The organism is Pseudomonas lalkuanensis, assembly GCF_008807375.1.
In the GTDB taxonomy this organism is placed as follows: Bacteria; Pseudomonadota; Gammaproteobacteria; order Pseudomonadales; family Pseudomonadaceae; genus Metapseudomonas; species Metapseudomonas lalkuanensis.
This window is the reverse complement of record NZ_CP043311.1, coordinates 405,590-425,636: the sequence shown is the minus strand read 5'-3', so window position 1 is coordinate 425,636 and position 20,047 is coordinate 405,590. Positions and strand designations below refer to the sequence as shown.

15 protein-coding genes are annotated in these 20,047 nt (G+C 65.7%); 9 read left to right on the top strand and 6 right to left on the bottom strand.

Annotated features, from left to right (window positions below):
* The first annotated feature begins 200 nt into the window (after positions 1–200).
* Entirely contained in the window at positions 201–1,163 is a 963-nt protein-coding gene (locus tag FXN65_RS01980; protein WP_151131417.1) for a GlxA family transcriptional regulator, read from the top strand.
* A gap of 280 nt (positions 1,164–1,443) precedes the next feature.
* Here the strand turns inward: FXN65_RS01980 and FXN65_RS01975 are convergent, their stop codons facing one another.
* Genes FXN65_RS01975 through FXN65_RS01960 form a run of 4 tightly spaced genes read right to left on the bottom strand, consistent with a single transcriptional unit; the run spans position 1,444 to position 6,570 of the window.
* Positions 1,444–1,665, bottom strand: coding sequence for a formate dehydrogenase subunit delta (locus FXN65_RS01975; protein WP_077520446.1), 222 nt, complete (start codon positions 1,663–1,665; stop codon positions 1,444–1,446).
* Positions 1,662–4,538: a formate dehydrogenase subunit alpha gene (gene fdhF / locus FXN65_RS01970; protein ID WP_151131416.1), complete on the bottom strand. Its 2,877-nt coding sequence runs from the start codon at positions 4,536–4,538 to the stop codon at positions 1,662–1,664. The genes FXN65_RS01975 and fdhF overlap by 4 nt, the downstream gene beginning before the upstream one ends.
* Entirely contained in the window at positions 4,535–6,094 is a 1,560-nt protein-coding gene (locus FXN65_RS01965; RefSeq protein ID WP_151131415.1) for a formate dehydrogenase beta subunit, read from the bottom strand. The genes fdhF and FXN65_RS01965 overlap by 4 nt, the downstream gene beginning before the upstream one ends.
* On the bottom strand, positions 6,088–6,570 hold the full coding sequence (locus FXN65_RS01960) for a formate dehydrogenase subunit gamma (RefSeq protein ID WP_151131414.1): 483 nt from the start codon (positions 6,568–6,570) through the stop codon (positions 6,088–6,090). The genes FXN65_RS01965 and FXN65_RS01960 overlap by 7 nt, the downstream gene beginning before the upstream one ends.
* A gap of 596 nt (positions 6,571–7,166) precedes the next feature.
* On the opposite strand from FXN65_RS01960, the gene FXN65_RS01950 reads away from it, so the two are divergent.
* From FXN65_RS01950 to FXN65_RS01920, 7 genes are all read left to right on the top strand, one after another.
* Entirely contained in the window at positions 7,167–8,144 is a 978-nt protein-coding gene (locus tag FXN65_RS01950; RefSeq protein WP_151131412.1) for a dipeptidase, read from the top strand.
* A 160-nt stretch (positions 8,145–8,304) separates the two neighbouring features.
* The gene (locus FXN65_RS01945; protein WP_151131411.1) at positions 8,305–8,841 is read left to right on the top strand and encodes a 4-vinyl reductase; all 537 of its coding nucleotides are present in this window, start codon (positions 8,305–8,307) and stop codon (positions 8,839–8,841) included.
* An 18-nt stretch (positions 8,842–8,859) separates the two neighbouring features.
* Entirely contained in the window at positions 8,860–10,920 is a 2,061-nt protein-coding gene (gene dgcA / locus FXN65_RS01940; protein WP_151131410.1) for a dimethylglycine demethylation protein DgcA, read from the top strand.
* A 167-nt stretch (positions 10,921–11,087) separates the two neighbouring features.
* The gene (gene dgcB / locus FXN65_RS01935) at positions 11,088–13,046 is read left to right on the top strand and encodes a dimethylglycine demethylation protein DgcB (RefSeq protein ID WP_151131409.1); all 1,959 of its coding nucleotides are present in this window, start codon (positions 11,088–11,090) and stop codon (positions 13,044–13,046) included.
* 121 nt (positions 13,047–13,167) lie between these two features.
* Positions 13,168–14,400 carry an electron transfer flavoprotein subunit alpha gene (gene etfA, locus FXN65_RS01930; protein ID WP_151131408.1) on the top strand — a complete coding sequence of 411 codons (1,233 nt, stop codon included), beginning with the start codon at positions 13,168–13,170 and terminating at the stop codon, positions 14,398–14,400.
* On the top strand, positions 14,390–15,169 hold the full coding sequence (gene etfB, locus FXN65_RS01925) for an electron transfer flavoprotein subunit beta (protein WP_151131407.1): 780 nt from the start codon (positions 14,390–14,392) through the stop codon (positions 15,167–15,169). The genes etfA and etfB overlap by 11 nt, the downstream gene beginning before the upstream one ends.
* 32 nt (positions 15,170–15,201) lie before the next feature.
* On the top strand, positions 15,202–15,447 hold the full coding sequence (locus FXN65_RS01920) for a hypothetical protein (protein WP_077520421.1): 246 nt from the start codon (positions 15,202–15,204) through the stop codon (positions 15,445–15,447).
* Between the two features lie 119 nt (positions 15,448–15,566).
* On the opposite strand, the gene gbdR is transcribed toward FXN65_RS01920, so the two are convergent.
* The gene (gbdR, locus tag FXN65_RS01915) at positions 15,567–16,670 is read right to left on the bottom strand and encodes a choline metabolism transcriptional regulator GbdR (RefSeq protein WP_151131406.1); all 1,104 of its coding nucleotides are present in this window, start codon (positions 16,668–16,670) and stop codon (positions 15,567–15,569) included.
* A gap of 390 nt (positions 16,671–17,060) precedes the next feature.
* Positions 17,061–18,437, bottom strand: coding sequence for an L-serine ammonia-lyase (locus tag FXN65_RS01910; protein ID WP_151131405.1), 1,377 nt, complete (start codon positions 18,435–18,437; stop codon positions 17,061–17,063).
* 417 nt (positions 18,438–18,854) lie between these two features.
* Here FXN65_RS01910 and FXN65_RS01905 point away from each other — a divergent pair, with 417 nt between their 5' ends.
* Positions 18,855–19,811, top strand: a complete 957-nt coding sequence (locus FXN65_RS01905; RefSeq protein ID WP_151131404.1) for a choline ABC transporter substrate-binding protein — start codon at positions 18,855–18,857, stop codon at positions 19,809–19,811.
* Positions 19,812–20,047 lie beyond the last annotated feature (236 nt).

The following is a 20,047-nucleotide window of genomic DNA, read 5'->3' as shown; positions in this document are numbered from 1 at the left end:
GTGCAGGAGCCGGGGGTCCGGAATGACCGGCGACTCCATCCGTTTTCGGGCGCCACTACAACCCGATGGAGACAAATTACTCAGCGCCCAATCCCGCAAATCGAACTAAAACGACTACCTGTTGAACAGGAACGACTACCTTTCTTGCACCCGGCTGCGTAGTGTTTTTTAGTGCCTTATCCCCTTCGCGGAAAGCGGCCATGCCCCAGACCTTCAGCTTCCTCCTGCTGCCGGGTTTTTCCATGATCGGCCTGATGTCGGCGGTCGAGCCCCTGCGGGTGGCCAATCGCTTTCGTGGTGAGCTCTACCGCTGGCGACTGCTGAGCCTGGACGGCGGCCCGGTGCCGGGGAGCAATGCCATGTCGTTGAACGTGGACGGCGGGCTGGACTCAGCGCCCGAAGGCGACTGCCTGTTCGTGGTGGCCGGTTTCGAGCCGCTCGCCAGCTTCGGCCCGCGCCTGGCCCACTGGCTCAATCGTGCCGAACGCGACGGCCTGCTGCTGGGGGGGATCGACACTGGCAGCTTCGTCCTGGCCGAGGCCGAACTGTTCAGCCGTCAACGCCTGACCCTGCACTGGGAAGCCCTGGAAGCCTTCCACGAACGCTACCCGGCGCTGAACGCCACCCAGGAACTGTTCGAGATCGACGGCAAGCGGATTACCAGCGCCGGGGGAACCGCCAGCCTCGACCTGATGCTCACCCTGATCGCCCGCAGCCACGGCGAGGCCCTGGCACTCCAGGTGTCAGAGCAGTTCGTGCTGGGCCGCATCCGCACCCAGCAAGACCATCAGCGCATGCAGATCGCCAGCCGCTTCCACGTGCATAACAAGAAGGTGGTGCAGGTGATCGGCGAAATGGAGCGACACAGCGAATCGCCCCTGAGCTCCCGAGAGCTGGCCGAGAAGGTAAGCGTCACCCCGCGCCAGCTGGAGCGCCTGTTCCGTCTTCACCTGAAGGAGACGCCGTCGAACTTCTACCTCGGCCTGCGCCTGGACAAGGCCCGCCAGCTGTTGCGCCAGACCGGAATGAGCATTCTGGAAGTCGCCCTGGCCTGCGGTTTCGAATCGTCGTCTTATTTCTCCCGTGCCTACCGCGCACGCTTCGCCACCTGCCCGAGCCAGGACCGGCATGAGCATCCGGATCAGGAACTGCTCGCCAGATAGGGTGAACCAAGAACCTGTGGGAGCGAATTCATTCGCGAAAAGCCGCTTAGCGGCCCAAGGTACGCGCCTGAGGCAGGCCTTCGGCCTGCAATCGCGATTGAAATCGCTACCACAAAGCTCAGCCGAGCGCTTGTGCACTTGTACGGGCAATGGCTTGTTGTAGGGGCGAATTCATTCGCCGAGCAGGCCGCAGGTCTGCCCTGAAGCCTTGTAAGGGGCAGCTGTGCTGCCCTTGGCGAATGAAATCGCCCCCACAAGAGAGAAAAGCCCCCACGGTGGGCTACACAGCCCTCCCCTGCTCCGCCAGGGCCTGCTGCACCAGGGGGTGCAGACATTCGCCATGGTGCTCCACCTGCCAGGCCATCAGTTCGATGCGCATGGCCGGTGTCCAGAAGCTCTGCAGGTGCGTACGCACCCCTTTCACCGCTTGCTCCTTGTCCGGTTCGGAGGCGAAGAACTGGGCGATCTGGTTGGCCATCTTGATCAGGTTGTCGGTGCTCATCGGCGTACCTCGACTTTTTCGGTCCTGCGGCGATCCTTGAGCAGGCGCCGCTGTTCGTCACTGAACTCTTGATAGCGTTTCTGCCATTCGGAGGGCTGGTAGACCCGCGTCACCTCCACCGCCGTCACCTTGTATTCCGGGCAGTTGGTGGCCCAGTCGGAGTTGTCGGTGGTGATCACGTTGGCCCCCGATTCGGGGAAGTGGAAGGTGGTGTACACCACCCCCGGCGCCACCCGTTCGCTGACCTTGGCACGCAGCACCGTCTGGCCGGCGCGACTGCCCACGCCGACCCAGTCACCTTCACGGATGCCACGGCTTTCGGCGTCGGTGGGGTGAATCTCCAGGCGGTCCTCTTCATGCCAGGCGACGTTGTCGGTGCGCCGGGTCTGGGCGCCGACGTTGTACTGGCTGAGGATGCGGCCGGTGGTCAGCAACAGCGGATAGCGGCTATTGACCTTCTCGTCGGTGGGCACGTAGCCGGTGAGCATGAAGCGCCCCTTGCCGCGCACGAATTCCTCGATGTGCATGGTCGGGGTGCCATCCGGCGCGGCGTCGTTGCAGGGCCATTGCAGGCTGCCGTGACGATCCAGCTCGGCATAGCTGACGCGGGTGAAGGTGGGAGTCAGGCTGGCGATCTCGTCCATGATCTGGGACGGGTGCTTGTAGTCCATCTTGTAGCCGAGGGCGTTGGCCAGCAGCTGGGTCGCTTCCCAGTCGGCCTTGCCGCCCAGCGGGTCCATCACCTTGCGCACGCGGGAGATGCGCCGCTCGGCGTTGGTGAAGGTGCCGTCCTTCTCCAGGAAGGAACTGCCCGGCAGGAAGACGTGGGCGAACTTGGCGGTCTCGTTGAGGAAGATGTCCTGCACCACCACGCACTCCATGGCCGACAGGGCGGCGGTGACGTGCTGGGTGTTGGGGTCGCTCTGGGCGATGTCCTCGCCCTGGCAGTAGAGCGCCTTGAAGGTGCCGCCGAGCGCCGCCTCGAACATATTGGGAATGCGCAGGCCGGGATCGGGCTGCAGGGTCACGCCCCAGGCCTGTTCGAACTGGTGGCGCACCGCGTCGTTGGACACGTGGCGATAACCGGGCAGCTCGTGGGGGAAGGAGCCCATGTCGCAGGAGCCTTGCACGTTGTTCTGCCCGCGCAGCGGATTCACTCCGACGCCCTCGCGGCCGATGTTGCCGGTCGCCATGGCGAGGTTGGCGATCCCCATGACCGAGGTGCTGCCCTGGCTGTGTTCAGTCACGCCCAGTCCGTAGTAGATGGCCGCGTTGCCGCCGGTGGCATAGAGCCGTGCGGCGGCACGGATGTCGTCGGGCGACACGCCGCAGATCGGCCCCATGGCTTCGGGGGAGTTTTCCGGTTTGCTGACGAAATCGCGCCAGCGGGCGAAGTCAGTCGCTTCGCAGCGGGCGTCGACGAACGGCTGGTTGACCAGACCTTCAGTGACGATCACATGGGCCAGGGCGTTGAGCATGGCCACGTTGGTGCCCGGACGCAGCGCCAGGTGCAGTTCGGCGCGGGCGTGGGGCGAGTCCACCAGGTCGATACGGCGCGGGTCGATGACGATCAACCGCGCGCCCTCGCGCAGGCGGCGCTTGAGCTGGGAGCCGAACACCGGGTGGGCGTCGGTGGGGTTGGCGCCGATCACCAGCACCACATCGGCCTGCATCACCGAGTCGAAGCTCTGGGTGCCGGCGGACTCGCCCAGGGTCTGCTTGAGGCCGTAACCGGTCGGCGAATGGCAGACCCGCGCGCAGGTATCGACGTTGTTGTTGCCGAAGCCGGCGCGTACCAGCTTCTGCACCAGGTAGGTCTCTTCGTTGGTGCAGCGGCTGGAGGTGATACCGCCGATGGAATCACGCCCGTACTTGAGCTGGATGCGACGGAATTCCCCGGCCGCGTAGTTCACCGCTTCTTCCCAGCTGACTTCCTGCCAGGGATCGTTGATGTGCTTGCGGATCATCGGCTTGGTGATGCGGTCCGGGTGGGTGGCGTAGCCCCAGGCGAAGCGGCCCTTGACGCAGGAGTGGCCGTGGTTGGCCTGGCCGTTCTTGTCCGGGACCATGCGCACCAGCTGGTCGCCCTTCATCTCGGCACGGAAGGAGCAGCCCACGCCGCAATAAGCGCAGGTGGTGATGACGCTGCGCTCCGGCTGGCCCATCTCCACGACGCTCTTTTCCATCAGGGTGGCGGTCGGGCAGGCCTGCACGCAGGCGCCGCAGGATACGCATTCGGAGTCGAGGAAGTTCTCGCCACCGGCCGCCGCTACGCGGGATTCGAAGCCGCGTCCGCTGATGGTCAGGGCGAAGGTGCCCTGGGTTTCCTCACAGGCGCGTACGCAGCGGTTGCAGACGATGCACTTGCTCGGGTCGTATTCGAAGTAGGGGTTGGAGACGTCTTTCTGCTCATCCAGGTGGTTGGCTCCGTCGTAGCCGTAGCGCACCTCGCGCAGGCCCACCTGGCCGGCGACGGTCTGCAGCTCGCAATTGCCGTTGGCCGAGCAGGTCAGGCAGTCCAGCGGGTGGTCGGAGATGTACAGCTCCATGACGTTGCGCCGCAGGGTGGCAAGCTTGGGCGTCTGGGTGTGAACCACCATGCCTTCGGTCACCGGCGTGGTGCAGGAGGCCGGATAGCCGCGCATGCCGTCGATTTCCACCAGGCACATGCGGCAGGAACCGAAGGCTTCCAGGCTGTCGGTGGCGCAGAGTTTGGGAATGGTGGTGCCGAGCAGCGCCGCGGCGCGCATCACCGAGGTGCCGGCGGGCACGCTGATCTCGCGGCCGTCGATGGTCAGGCTGACCTGCACGTCGCTTTCGCGGGCCGGTGTGCCGAGATCGATGTCGCTGGCGGGGTCGAAGATAGTGATCATTGGTCGGCCTCCGAGGTCTCCAGACCGAAGTCGGCGGGGAAATGCTTGAGGGCGCTGGTCACCGGGAAGGCAGTCATGCCACCCAGGGCGCAGAGCGAGCCATACGTCATGGTGTCGCAGAGGTCCTTGAGCAGCAGCGCCTGCTCCTCGCGGGCGGTGATATCGGTAGCGGCGATGAGGCGATCCACCACTTCCACGCCACGGGTCGAGCCGATGCGGCAGGGTGTGCACTTGCCGCAGGATTCCTCTGCGCAGAACTGCAGGGCGAAGCGGGCCATGTGGGCCATGTCCAGGGTGTCATCGGCGACCACCACGCCGCCGTGGCCGAGCATCGCGCCCATGGCGGCGAAGGCCTCGTAATCCAGCGGCGTATCGAATTGCGATGGCGGCACCCAGGCTCCCAGCGGACCACCCACCTGGGCGGCCTTCAGCGGCCGGCCACTGGCGGTGCCACCACCGTAGCCTTCCACCAGCTCGCGCAGGGTCAAGCCGAAGGCACGTTCCACCAGTCCGCCATGGCGGATATTGCCGGCGAGCTGGAAGGGCATGGTGCCCAGCGAGCGGCCCATGCCGAAATCGCGGTAGAACTGCGCGCCACGGGCCAGGATGACCGGCACCGAGGCCAGGGTGAGTACGTTGTGCACCAGCGTCGGCAGGCCGAACAGGCCTTGCAGCGCCGGCAGCGGCGGCTTGGCCCGGACCACGCCGCGCTTGCCTTCCAGCGAATCCAGCAGGGCGGTTTCCTCGCCGCAGATATAGGCTCCGGCGCCGACACGTACGTCGAGGTCGAAAGCCCGGCCACTGCCACCGACGTTGGCGCCGAGGTAACCGGCCTCACGGGCGATTCCGATGGCCGCGCGCAGGTTGTCCACCGACTGGGGGTACTCCGAGCGCACGTAGATGTAGCCCAGGGTGGCGCCGACGGCGAGGCCGGCGATGGCCATGCCCTCGATCAGCAGGAAGGGGTCGCCTTCCATCAGCATGCGGTCGGCGAAGGTGCCGGAGTCGCCTTCATCGGCGTTGCACACCACGTACTTCTGCGCGGCGGCGGCGCCGCGCACGGTGCGCCACTTGATGCCTGCCGGGAAGGCCGCGCCGCCCCGGCCACGCAGGCCGGAATCCAGCACGGCGGTGACGATGTCATCGCCGCTCAAACCAATCGCGCGGGCCAGCCCTTCGAAGCCGCCGTGGGCACGATAGTCGTCCAGGGACAGCGGCCGGGTGATGCCGGCGCGGGCGAAGAGCAGGCGTTGCTGGCTCTTCAGGTAGGGCAGCTCCTCCACCGGCCCCAGGGCCAGCGGATGGCTGCTGGCATCGCCTTGCAGGGCGTCCAGCAGGGAGGGCACGTCCTCCGGCGCAACCGGGCCGAAACCCAGGCGACCTTCGGCGCTTTCCAGCTCCAGCAACGGTTCCAGCCAGTAGAGGCCACGGGAACTGGTGCGTTTGATTTCCAGCGGCAGCTTGCGTTGCCCCGCTTCGCGGGCGAGGGCCGTGGCCAGGTCGTCGGCGCCGACGGCGCGGGCGACGGAATCACAGGGGATGCACAGCGTCAGCATGAACCGTCCTCCAGGCAGCCCTTAACCAGCGCGCTCAGGCGCTCAGGGGTCAGTCGCGCATGCAGGCGGCCATCCAGCTCCAGGGCCGGCGAGCAGGCGCAGGCGCCCAGGCAATAAACAGGCCGCAGGCTGATCTGCCCATCGGCGCTGGTGCCGTGGTCGTCCAGGTCCAGCTCTTCGCGCAGTTGCGCGGCCAGTTGTTCGGCGCCCCTGCTCTGGCAGGACTCGGCGCGGCAGAGGCGCAGGGTATGGCGTGCCGGCGGGGTGGTGCGGAAGTCGTGGTAGAAGCTGATCACGCCGCGCACCTCGGCCAGGCTGAGGTTCAGGGCGTGGGCGATTTCGGGAATGGCGACGTCGGGGATGTACCCGGCGCCTTCCTGGATGGCGTGGAGGATCGGCAGCAGGGCACCGGGGGTGTCCTTCTCGCGCTCCAGCACGCTATGGATCAGAGGCAGGTGAAGCGTCTCATCAGGCATACAGCGTTCCTCTGCTTCGCGGACGACAGGGCAGTGCCGTTCATCGTCCGGAGGTCTCGGCTGCGGCTCACTCACCACGTCACGGAGCGTGGCCTGTGGTGGCCGTCCCAGCGCCCCGAGGCACATCTACGCGCGCTCGTCCGGGACATTCGGGGAGCTTGCCATCCCCGTCATTCGGAAATTTCACCCCAGCGACCCTGCGCATTCTGAAACCGACGCCGGCCGGCGGAGCGCTCCCTACCTTCCTTTATAGGTGGTTGGCGAAGCCCCTGGTGACAGGCGGACCTGTGGTTTGCCGAGACAACAAAGAGCCATTGATTGTGGGAGCGATTTCAATCGCGATTGCAGGACGCAGTCCTGCCTGCGCCCAGACACAGGCCGCTGTGCGTCCCATTCGCGAATGAGTTCGCTCCCGCAGGCCCGTGCAAGACCCGCCAGATGGGCAGTTCCGAACCCCGCTTGCCCATTCGCGACCGGCTTGACGCTTTCGGCAATACCCCGGTCGCTTTTGCGCGATAGCGCCGGATTCCCCGGGGATATGCTCCCCCCAAAGCGCCGGCAGAAGATTCGGCGCATGCATAACAGGGGACAGCCTGATGAGCCCAGCCGAACTGCACGCCGACAGCATCGTCATCGACGGTCTGATCATCGCCAAGTGGAACCGTGAACTCTTCGAAGACATGCGCAAGGGTGGCCTGACCGCCGCCAACTGCACCGTGTCGGTGTGGGAGGGTTTCCAGGCGACGGTGAACAACATCACCGCGAGCAACAAGCTGATCCGCGAGAACAGTGACCTGGTGATCCCGGTGCGCACCACCGCCGACATCCGCAAGGCCAAGGAGCAGGGCAAGACCGGCATCCTCTACGGCTTCCAGAACGCCCATGCGTTCGAGGACCAGATCGGCTATGTCGAGGTCTTCAAGCAGTTGGGCGTGGGCATCGTGCAGATGTGCTACAACACCCAGAACCTGGTCGGCACCGGCTGCTACGAGCGTGACGGCGGCCTTTCCGGCTTCGGTCGCGAGATCGTCGCCGAGATGAACCGCGTCGGCATCATGTGCGACCTGTCCCACGTGGGTTCCAAGACTTCCGAAGAAGTCATCCTCGAATCCAGGAAGCCGGTCTGCTACTCCCACTGCCTGCCGTCCGGCCTGAAAGAACACCCGCGCAACAAGTCCGATGAAGAGCTGAAGTTCATCGCCGACCACGGCGGCTTCGTCGGCGTGACCATGTTCGCCCCCTTCCTGGCCAAGGGCATCGATTCGACGATCGACGACTACGCCGAAGCCATCGAGTACGTGATGAACATCGTCGGCGAAGACGCCATCGGCATCGGTACCGACTTCACCCAGGGCCATGGCAAGGAGTTCTTCGAGTGGCTGACCCACGACAAGGGTTACGCCCGCCGCCTGACCAACTTCGGGAAGATCGTCAACCCGCTGGGCATCCGCACCGTGGGCGAGTTCCCCAACCTCACCGAAACCCTGCTCAAGCGCGGCATGCCCGAGCGCGTGGTGCGCAAGGTGATGGGCGAGAACTGGGTACGCGTACTGAAGGACGTCTGGGGCGAGTGATCGCTCTTCTCCCCTCTCCCTCTGGGAGAGGGGCCGGGGGGTGAGGGATGTCGAATCCCGCTCGCCCCCCTCAAACCCTCACCCCAACCCTCTCCCAGAGGGAGAGGGGGTTAATGAAGCCCGCAGCCGGGCCCAAATCGAATTCCGGAGCTAAAACAACATGGCCAAACACGCCCCTGAAATGCCCATCGAAGTCGACAGCGAAACCGGTGTCTGGACCACCGACGCCCTGCCGATGCTGTACGTGCCCCGTCACTTCTTCGTGAACAACCACATGGGCATCGAAGCCGAGCTGGGCCCGGAGCGCTACGCCGAAATCCTCTACAAGGCCGGCTACAAATCCGCCTGGCACTGGTGCGAGAAGGAAGCCGAATGCCACGGACTGGAAGGCGTCGCGGTGTTCGAGCACTACATGAAGCGCCTGTCCCAGCGCGGTTGGGGCCTGTTCCAGATCGAGTCCATCGACCTCGACAAGGGCACCGCCCAGGTCCGCCTGAAGCACTCCGCATTCGTGTACGTGTACGGCAAGGTGGGTCGCAAGGTCGATTACATGTTCACCGGCTGGTTCGCCGGCGCCATGGACCAGATTCTCCAGGCCCGCGGCAGCAGCGTCCGCACTGTCGCCGAGCAGGTGTACAGCGGCTCGGAAGAAGGCCACGACGACGGCCTGTTCATCGTCAAACCCATCAACGAATAAGAGATCGGAGATAGGGCAATGGCATTCGAAGCTATGTTCCAGCCGATCCAGATCGGCAAACTCACCATCCGCAACCGTGTGCTCTCCACCGCTCACGCCGAGGTCTACGCCACCGACGGCGGCATGACCACCGAGCGCTACGTGAAGTACTACGAGGAGAAGGCCAAGGGCGGTATCGGCCTGGCCATCTGCGGCGGCTCGTCCGTGGTAGCCATCGACAGCCCGCAGCAGTGGTGGAGCTCGGTGAACCTCTCCACCGACCGCATCATCCCGCACTTCCAGAATCTGGCCGACGCCATGCACAAGCACGGCGCCAAGATCATGATCCAGATTACCCACATGGGCCGCCGCTCCCGCTGGGACGGCTACAACTGGCCGACGCTGATGTCGCCGTCGGGCATCCGCGAGCCCGTGCACCGCGCCACCTGCAAGACCATCGAGGTGGAAGAGATCTGGCGCGTGATCGGCAACTACGCCCAGGCCGCGCGCCGGGCGAAGGAAGGCGGCCTGGACGGCGTCGAGCTGTCCGCCGTGCACCAGCACATGATCGACCAGTTCTGGAGCCCGCGCGTCAACAAGCGTACCGACGAATGGGGTGGCACCTTCGAGGGCCGCATGAAGTTCGGCCTCGAAGTGCTGAAAGCCGTGCGCGCCGAAGTGGGCGACGACTTCTGCGTCGGCATGCGTATCTGCGGCGACGAATTCCACCCGGACGGCCTGTCCCACGAGGACATGAAGCAGATCGCCAAGTACTACAGCGACACCGGCATGATCGACTTCATCGGCGTGGTCGGCTCGGGTTGCGACACCCACAACACCCTGGCCAACGTGATCCCCAACATGAGCTTCCCGCCGGAGCCCTTCCTGCACCTGGCGGCCGGCATCAAGGAAGTGGTCAACGTTCCGGTACTGCACGCGCAGAACATCAAGGACCCGAACCAGGCCACCCGTATCCTGGAAGGCGGCTACGTGGACATGGTGGGCATGACCCGCGCCCACATCGCCGACCCGCACCTGATCGCCAAGATCAAGATGGGCCAGGTGGACCAGATCAAGCAGTGCGTCGGCGCCAACTACTGCATCGACCGCCAGTACCAGGGCCTGGACGTACTCTGCATCCAGAACGCCGCCACCTCCCGTGAATACATGGGCGTGCCGCACATCATCGAGAAAACCACCGGGCCCAAGCGCAAGGTGGTGATCGTCGGCGGTGGCCCCGCCGGTATGGAGGCGGCCCGCGTGGCGGCCGAACGCGGCCACGACGTGACCCTGTTCGAGAAAAAGGACCAGCTCGGCGGCCAGATCACCATCGCCGCCAAGGCGCCGCAGCGTGACCAGATCGCCGGCATCACCCGCTGGTACCAGCTGGAAATCGCCCGCCTCGGTGTGGACCTGCGCCTGGGCACCGCGGCCAACCCGGAAGCCATCCTCGACCTCAAGCCGGACATCGTCGTCCTGGCCAACGGCGGCCATCCGTTCCTGGAGCAGAACGAGCACTGGGGCGCGGCCGAAGGCCTGGTGGTGAGCAGCTGGGACGTACTGGACGGCACCGTGGCGCCGGGCAAGAACGTGCTGGTGTACGACACCATCTGCGAATTCGGCGGCATGTCGGCGGCGGACTTCCTCGCCGACAAGGGCGCCCAGGTTGAAATCGTCACCGACGACATCAAGCCGGGCATCGCCATGGGCGGCACCACCTTCCCGACCTACTACCGCAGCATGTACCCGAAGGAAGTGATCATGACCGGCGACCTGATGCTGGAAAAGGTCTACCGCGAGGGTGACAAGGTCGTGGCGGTGCTGGAGAACGAATACACCGGCGCCCGCGAGGAGCGCGTGGTGGACCAGATCGTCATCGAGAACGGCGTGCGCCCGGACGAGGGCCTGTACTACGCGCTCAAGGACGGTTCGCGCAACAAGGGCCAGATCGATGTCGAGGCGCTGTTCGCCATCAAGCCGCAGCCCTGCCTGAGCCAGCCCGGCGACGGCTACCTGCTGTTCCGCATCGGCGACTGCGTGGCCCAGCGCAACACCCACGCGGCGATCTACGACGCCCTGCGTCTGTGCAAGGACTTCTAAGCGCACACACGGACGGCCCCCTCTCCCGCTCGCGGGAGAGGGCGGGGGGAGAGGGCAAGCCGGCGACCCCTGCGTTTTCGGCACTCCCCTCTCCCTAACCCTCTCCCTCAGGGAGAGGGGACTGGTTCGGAGCACCCCTTTCGGTCCCTGCAAGGAGACCAACTAGAATGCTGAACACCCTTCTTCCCATCCTGCTCTTCGCCGCCCTCGGCCTTGCCGTGCTGGGCGCCGCGAAGCGCTTCTTCATGTGGCGCCGGGGCCGACCCTCCAAGGTCGACTGGATCGGCGGCCTGATGAAGATGCCGCGCCGCTACCTGGTGGACCTGCACCATGTGGTCGAGCGCGACAAGTACATGTCCAAGACCCACGTGGCCACCGCCGGTGGCTTCGTGCTGTCGGCCGTGCTGGCGATCGCGGTGCACGGCTTCGGCCTGCACAGCCGGATCCTCGGCTTCGCCCTGCTGGCCGCCACCGTGCTGATGTTCGTTGGCGCCCTCTTCGTCGCCAAGCGCCGTCTCGATCCGCCGTCCCGCCTGTCCAAGGGCCCGTGGATGCGCCTGCCGAAGAGCCTGCTGATGTTCGCGGCGAGCTTCTTCATCGCCACCCTGCCGGCGGCCGGCATCCTGCCGGAAGGCTTCGGCGGCTGGTTCCTCGCCGGCATCCTCGCCATTGGCGTGGCCTGGGGCGTGTCCGAGCTGTTCCTCGGCATGACCTGGGGCGGCCCGATGAAGCACGCCTTCGCCGGCGCCCTGCACCTGGCCTGGCACCGCCGCGCCGAGCGCTTCGGCGGTGGCCGCTCCACCGGCCTCAAGGCACTGGACCTGGAAGATCCCAACGCCCCGCTGGGCGTGGAGAAACCCACTGATTTCACCTGGAACCAGCTGCTCGGCTTCGACGCCTGCGTGCAGTGCGGCAAGTGCGAGGCCGTGTGCCCGGCGTTCGCCGCCGGCCAGCCGCTGAATCCGAAGAAGCTGATCCAGGACATGGTCATCGGCCTGGCCGGTGGCGACGACGCCAAGTTCGCCGGCAGCCCCTATCCGGGCATCCCGCTGGGCGAGCACGCCGGCGGCCCGCACCAGCCGATCGTGGTCCAGGGCGGCAAGGGCCTGGTGGAAGCGGACACCCTGTGGTCCTGCACCACCTGCCGTGCCTGCGTCGAGGAATGCCCGATGATGATCGAGCACGTCGACGCCATCGTCGACATGCGTCGCCACCTGACCCTGGAGAAGGGCTCCACCCCGAACAAGGGGGCCGAGGTGCTGGAAAACCTGATCGCCACCGACAACCCCGGCGGTTTCGCACCCGGCGGGCGCCTGAACTGGGCGGCGGACCTGAACCTGCCGCTGATGAGCGAGAAAAAGCAGGCCGAAGTGCTGTTCTGGGTCGGCGATGGTGCCTTCGACATGCGCAACCAGCGCACCCTGCGCGCCTTCGTCAAAGTCCTGAAAGCCGCCAACGTCGACTTCGCCGTACTCGGCCTGGAAGAACGCGACAGTGGCGACGTGGCCCGCCGCCTGGGTGACGAAGCCACCTTCCAGACCCTGGCCAAGCGCAACATCGCCACCCTCAACCAGTACAAGTTCAAGCGCATCGTCAGCTGCGACCCGCACAGCTTCCACGTGCTGAAGAACGAGTACGGCGCCCTGGGCGGCCATTACGAAGTCCTGCACCATAGCACCTACATCAACGAACTGATGCAGCGCGGCAGCCTGAATCTGGGCCAGCACAAGGGCGGCAGCGTGACCTACCACGACCCGTGCTACCTGGGCCGCTACAACGGCGAGTACGAAGCCCCGCGCGCCGTGCTCAAGGCCATCGGCATCGAAGTGAAGGAAATGCAGCGTTCGGGCTTCCGCTCCCGTTGCTGTGGCGGCGGCGGCGGCGCGCCGATCACCGACATCCCCGGCAAGCAGCGGATTCCCGACATGCGCATGGTGGACATCAAGGAAACCGGCGCGGAGCTCGTGGCCGTGGGCTGCCCGCAGTGCACCGCAATGCTCGAAGGCGTGGTCGCCCCGCGCCCGGAGATCAAGGACATCGCCGAACTGGTGGCGGATGTGCTGATCGAGGTGCCGGTGGAAGCAAAAAAGCCGTCGGCGGCTAAAGCTGCCGTGGAGGTGGCGTGATGGTACGCACAGCACTGGCTGCAGGTGTCGGAGCGAGCTTGCTCGCCAACCGGCACTGCGCCGACGTCATCTCCTTCGCAAGCAAGTTCGCTCCTACCAAAAGCATGCTGGAGGCCCGCCCATGAGCGACATCATCCGCCGCGACCCGCGCGCCGAGTGGATCGCCCGCAACCGCCTGCACCCGCTGCATGCCGCCATGCAGACCCAGGGGCAGACGAGCTGGATGGGCCCCAACGGCCTGATCCGCAAGAATCCCCACGCCGCGGCAGCGGGCTTCGTCGGCCCCAACGGCATCAAGCGTATCGACCGCAGCGGTGCCCAGCAGGGCACCGCTGGCAAGCGCAGCGCGGCCAGCGAAGTGGTGCAGCTGCCCCTGCACGTGATCGAACAACCGGCCTTCCACATCTGCGTGGTGCCGGACATGGTCGGCGGCCGTCTCTCCAGCCACGACAAGGACCTCCTGGGCCTGGCCAACAAGCTGGCCGGCAGTGAAGGCGCGGTGGTCGCCGTGCTCTTCGGCGAAGACAAGGAATCCGCCTTCGATACCGCGGGCGTGGACCGCATCCTGCGCATCGCAGGGGACGAGTTCGAAGGCTACTCGCCAGAAGCTCGCGTGCTGGCCCTGAGCGCGGTGGAAAGCCAGCTGGCACCGCGCCACTGGCTGCTGCCCGACAGCCGCACCGGTGGTGGCGAACTGGGCCGCCGCCTGGCCGCGAAGCTGGGCGAACGCCCGGCCACACGCGTCTGGCAGGTCGCCAATGAACAGGCCACAGGTCGTGCCGGTGCAGGCCGCGAGGACCTGGTACGCCAGGTGCCGCGCCTGATCCTGGCCGCCGCCGAATGCGCCGAGCCGGTCAGCGAGACCCGTCACGAAGCCCGTGCCCTGGAGCTGGCAGCCGGCATCGCCCACAGCCTGCCGCGCATCGAGGACCTCGGTCCGGTGGCCGTGGACCCGGCGCAAATCCCCATGGCCGAAGCGGAGTTCATCCTCTCTGGCGGCAACGGGGTGAAGGACTGGGCACTGTTCCACGAAGCGGCCGGCGCCCTCGGCGCCACCGAAGGTGCTTCCCGCGTGGCGGTGGACGACGGCTTCATGCCGCGCAACCGCCAGGTGGGCGCGACGGGTACCTGGGTCACTGCGCGCGTCTACCTCGCGGTGGGCATCTCCGGCGCGATCCAGCACCTGCAAGGCATCGGCGCTTGCGACAAGGTAGTGGCGGTGAACATGGACCCGGGCTGCGACATGATCAAGCGCGCCGATCTCTCGGTGATCGGCGACTCCGGCGCCATTCTCGCGGCGTTGATCCAGCTGGCCACCGAATACCGTCAGGGAGGGGCACGCGATGCCGCATGACGCACTGAAGATCGTCAGCCTGGTTTCCATCGGCGCGCACCCCACCTCGGGCCGCGCGCGCCGCGCCGACCAGGATGCCCGCGCCGTCGAACTCGGCCTGCGCCTGGCCGGCCCGCGCCTGCGCGTGGTGCATGCCGGCAATCCCCGGGAAGAAGCCCTGCGCGCCTACCTGGGCATGGGCCTGGATGAACTGATCGTCCTTGAACAGGGCCCGCAGGACGACGCCCTGCCCCCGCTGGGCGACTTCCTCCGCGAAAGCGGCGCCCAGCTGGTGCTCACCGGCAGCCAGGCGGAAACCGGCGAAGGTTCGGGCATGCTGCCCTACCTGCTGGCCGAACGCCTGGGCTGGCCACTGGTGGTGGGCCTGGCCGAGGTGGAAAAGGTGGACAACGGCGTGGCCCAGGTCCTGCAGGCCCTGCCACGCGGCCAGCGCCGCCGGTTGAAGGTGCGCCTGCCCTTCGTCGCCTGCGTCGACAACGCCGCGCCCACGGCCCGCCAGAGCGCCTTCGGCCCTGCCCGACGCGGGCGCATCGAAGCCGAAGACGTGGAGCTGGTGGAGGATGTATTGTTCGCCGAGGCCCAGTTGCAACCGGCTCGCCCACGGCCCAAGCGGCTCAAGGTGATCAAGGCCAAGACCGGCGCCGAACGGATGAAGGCGGCGACCGCCAAGGCATCCGGCGGTGGCGGCCAGGTACTCAAGGACGTCTCGCCGCAGGCGGGCGCCGAAGCTATCTTCAAACTGTTGCTGGAAGAAGGTGTGCTGCGCTGACCGCGCAGCACCCGATGCGGAGGAATAGCGCGATGATGCATGCCGATCTGATCGACCAGGAAGACTTTCGTGAGCGCCTGGTGGCGCTGGGTATCAGCATCCCGCCGGGGGTCAGCGCCGAGCAGGCCTGCGAACAGGCCGTGAGCGGCCTCAGCCCGGAGCGCGCACTGGCCCTGCGGCGTCTGGTGGAAGAGCTGCTGGGCGGCAGCGCCACCCTGCTGCCGAACGTGCGCGAAGCCATTTCACGCACCCTGCTGCCAGCGCTGGTACCGCGCTGACAGCTGAAACCCATGAACGAAAAGGGCGCCATTGGCGCCCTTTTTCTGTCTCTTGGGGTGTGCCTCTTTGTGGGAGCGAATTCATTCGCGATTGAAATCGCTCCCACAGGCCCGCAACTTCACACCACCCGCACGCTGGCGAAGGTGGACTCGCCCTGGGCGCGGGTCAGGGCTACGCCGGCGGTGGACGGCGCGTTGCGCACCAGCTCGTCCGGCACCGGCATCAAGGCCACCACGTTGGCGTTCTGGCCGGCACGCTCGTCACGCGGCGGAATGCCGAAATACTCGCGGTAGCACTTGGAGAAGTGCGGGGTGGAAACGAAGCCGCACACCGACGCCACCTCGATGATGGACATGGCGGTCTGCTTCAGCAGCTGGCGTGCGCGGATCAGGCGCAGCTTCAGGTAGTAACGCGACGGCGAGCAGTGCAGGTATTTCTGGAACAGGCGCTCCAGCTGGCGGCGCGAAACGTCGACATAGCAGGCCAGTTCGTCGAGGTCGATGGGCTCCTCCAGGTTGGCTTCCATCAGCGCCACGATTTCCTGCAGCTTCGGCTGGTTGGTGCCGAGCATGTGCTTGAGCGGCACGCGCTGGTGGTCCTGCTCGTTGCGGATGCGCTCGTAGATGAACATCTCGGAGATGGCGGCGGCCAGTTCGCGACCGTGCTCACGGGCGATCAGGTGCAGCATCATGTCCATCGGCGCGGTGCCGCCGGAGGAGGTGTTGCGATTGCGGTCGATGGAGAACAGGCGGGTGCTGATGCCGGCGCGCGGGAAGGCCTCCTGCATGGCCGCCAGGCACTCCCAGTGCACGCTGCATTCGAAACCGTCGAGCAGGCCGGCCTTGGCCAGCGCCCAGCTGCCGGTGCACACGGCGCCCAACTGACGGCCCTGGCGGGACTGGGACTGCAGCCATTGCACGTGTTCACGGCTGACGCTGTGCTGGATGTCGACGCCGCCGCAGACGATCACGGCGTCCAGCGCCGGCGCGTTGTCCAGGCCGCTGTCGGGGGTGATTTGCAGGCCGTCGCTGGCGCTGACCGGGCGAGCGTCCTGGCTGAGCGTGTACCAGCGATAGAGTTCGCGGCCGGAGAGATGGTTGGCCATGCGCAGCGGCTCGACCGCGGATGCCAGGGAAATCAGGGTGAAGTTATCCAGCAGCAGGAAACCGATGGACTGGGGAACACGGTTCTGGGGTTGAGCCCCTTGGTTGAACTGTGACATCAGCGAAACCCTCAGCTAGGCACGGAGCGGAGCCTCGTTCAGAGGCTTTTTTGTTATGGCCTGGTCGTCAGAACCAGGGAATACCAAATCTAGGCAAAGGTCGTGCCTAGTTTTATTGATCGTTCAATTAAAAACAGCAGATTCCTCCAAGGCCCATGCCATCCGGCCTAGGCGTCAGCGACAGAATCATTCTGTTTACGACCGCAAGAGGCCGCATCCGGCGGGCCCTGGGGACTTAGGTAGCACTGGCGGTGTCAGCGAATGTCACCCCGTGCCATAGGACAACACCTTCAGTAACAGACGGAATATTCATAACCTGACTGCCAGGTCATAACCGCCCCGCCGCATCGTGCACCAGCATTGGGCGGCGGCGGCCGCCCATGGTCGAGATCAGCACTCGATGGCGCTGACCGCCAGGCCACCGCGCGAGGTTTCCTTGTACTTGTCGTGCATGTCGGCGCCGGTGTCGCGCATGGTGCGGATCACCCGGTCCAGCGAGATGAAGTGTTCGCCGTCGCCACGCAGCGCCATCTGCGCCGCGTTGATCGCCTTCACCGCGGCAATTGCGTTGCGCTCGATGCACGGCACCTGCACCAGGCCGCCCACCGGGTCGCAGGTGAGTCCAAGGTTGTGTTCAAGGCCGATCTCGGCGGCGTTCTCCAGCTGCGCCGGGGTGGCCCCCAGCACTTCCGCCAGCCCGGCGGCGGCCATGGCGCAGGCCGAGCCGACTTCACCCTGGCAGCCGACTTCGGCACCGGAGATCGAAGCGTTCTTCTTGCACAGGATGCCGACGGCGGCGGCGCCGAGGAAGAAATGCACCACGTCGTCGTCGGTCGCCTCGGGATTGAAGCGCATGTAGTAGTGCAGCACCGCCGGGATGATCCCCGCCGCGCCATTGGTCGGGGCGGTGACCATGCGCCCGCCGGCGGCGTTCTCCTCGTTCACCGCCAGGGCGTAGAGATTCACCCACTCCATGGCGCTCATGGTCGAGCCGATCACGTTCGGCTTGCCCAGCTCCTGCAGGCTGCGGTGCAGCTTGGCCGCACGACGACGCACGTTGAGCCCGCCGGGAAGGATGCCTTCCTCGCCCAGACCGTTGCGTACGCATTCCTGCATGGCGTCCCACAGCTTCAGCAGCCCGGCACGGATCTCCGCCTCGCTGCGCCAGGCCTTCTCGTTGGCCAGCATCAGTTCGGAGATGCGCAGGTCGTGGCGCTGGCAGAGTTCCAGCAGCTCTTGGGCACTGGAGAAGTCGTAAGGCAGTTCGGTGGCGTCCTGATCCAGTTGCCCGGACTTCGCCTGGGCCTCGTCGACAACGAAGCCACCACCGATGGAGTAGTAGGTGTCGCGATGCAGTTCACCGCCTTCGCCTTCGACCATCAGGGTCATGGCGTTGGGGTGATACGGCAGGTTCTCTTCCAGCAGCAGCAGGTCGCGCTGCCAGTCGAAGGCCACCGGGTGGCTGCCGTCCAGCAGCAGTTCGCGGGATGCCTTCAGCGCCTCGATGCGCGGGGCGATCTGTTTCGGGTCGACCTGGTCCGGCCATTCACCCATCAGCCCCACCAGGGTGGCGCGGTCGGTGCCGTGGCCAACGCCGGTGGCCGACAGCGAGCCATACAGGCGTACTTCCACCCGTTTCACCTGCGCCAGCAGGCCGCGCTCGCGCAGCGCCGTGGCGAACAGCGCCGCCGCCCGCATCGGCCCCACGGTGTGCGAGCTGGAAGGGCCGATACCGATCTTGAACAGGTCGAACACGCTGATAGCCACGGGGCAACTCCGGTAGGGATCACACTTGCCGGACATGATCGGCATTTCGCCGGCTCGAGGACTTCCCACACCGACTTGCTCGTATCCAAATACGTCGTGCTCGTTGCACGGAATGGCCTGGACCTTGTGGGAGCGAATTCATTCGCGAAAGGTGTACGCAGCGGTCCTATGGGGTGGTGAGGGGCAGGCCTGCGGCCTGCAATCGCGATTGAAATCGCTCCCACAACTGATCCTGTGCTCCCACCTGTTGCCTTGCATCAGCCGCGACAGATACGTTCTGGGTGCGACCGGGTCGGTAGTCAGGCGACGCGTCTGGCCCGCATCATTCCGCCGCCCGGGGGCGGGGGCCTGCAGCAGTCCGACAGCCACGCGAGTCCGGAGAACGACAATAAAACCTGCTGTGGACGGACCCCTTCCATGACTCGACCCACTATTCCCCTGCTGGCAACGACGCTGCTGGCCGTATCTCTTTTCAGCACCCAGGCGACCCTCGCCGCCACCGACCCAGAGCGCTGTTCCACCGTGCATTTTGCCGACGTCGGCTGGAGCGACATTACTGTCACCACCGCCGTCACCCGTCATGTGCTAGCCGAGCTCGGCTACGTCACCAAGGTCAAGCGCCTGTCGGTGCCGGACACCTACAAGGCCCTCGGCGAAGGAAAGATCGATGTGTTCCTCGGCAACTGGATGCCGAGCATGGAAAACGACATCCGCCCCTATCGGGAGAACGGCACGGTAGAAACCCTGGGGGCCAACCTCGTCGGCGCCAAGTACACCCTGGCGGTCAACCAGGCGGCCTGGGACGGCGGCCTGAAGAGCTTCGCCGACCTGGCCAAGTTCAAGGAACAGCTGGGCGGCAAGATCTACGGCATCGAGCCCGGCAACGACGGCAACAAACTGATCGGCAAGATGATCAAGGAGAACGCCTTCAACCTCGGCGACTTCAAACTGGTGGAGTCCAGCGAAAGCGGCATGCTGTCCCAGGTCAAGCGTGCCGAGCACCTCAACCAGTGGGCGGTCTTCCTCGGTTGGGAACCGCACCCGATGAACAATCAGCTGAACATGCATTACCTGGCCGGCGGCGATGACTGGTTCGGCCCGGATTACGGCGGCGCCACCGTCTATACCAATGTGCGCAAGGGCCTGACCCAGGAGTGCCCCAACCTCGGACGACTGCTGAAGAACCTCAAATTCAGCCTGGCCATGGAGAACCACCTGATGGAGGCCATACTTAACCAGAGCACCAACCGCAGGCGCGAAGCGAAGGCCTGGCTGAAAGCCAATCCCGACACGCTGACCGCCTGGCTGCAGGGCGTCACCGCGCGTGACGGCGGTCCCCTGCCGACAGCACTTACGCAGTTGGAAGCGCCGTGACACGGCGCATCCAGCGATATCATCGGCCATGTCGCCGCTCAATATATGAACGTCGCAAACCGACAATTGCGAAGGCCTCAAGGCTTTATCGTTGAGTCACCCGATTTCGTCGCTGTCGGCTCCCGTGGACCGGCAGACCGTGAGCACTCCGCTCCGGACCGAAGAACACAAGCGGCGACCTCCCCCCGAATAGAGGTCGGCCTAATAAAAAATTTCGGAAGTACGCGCACCTCTGG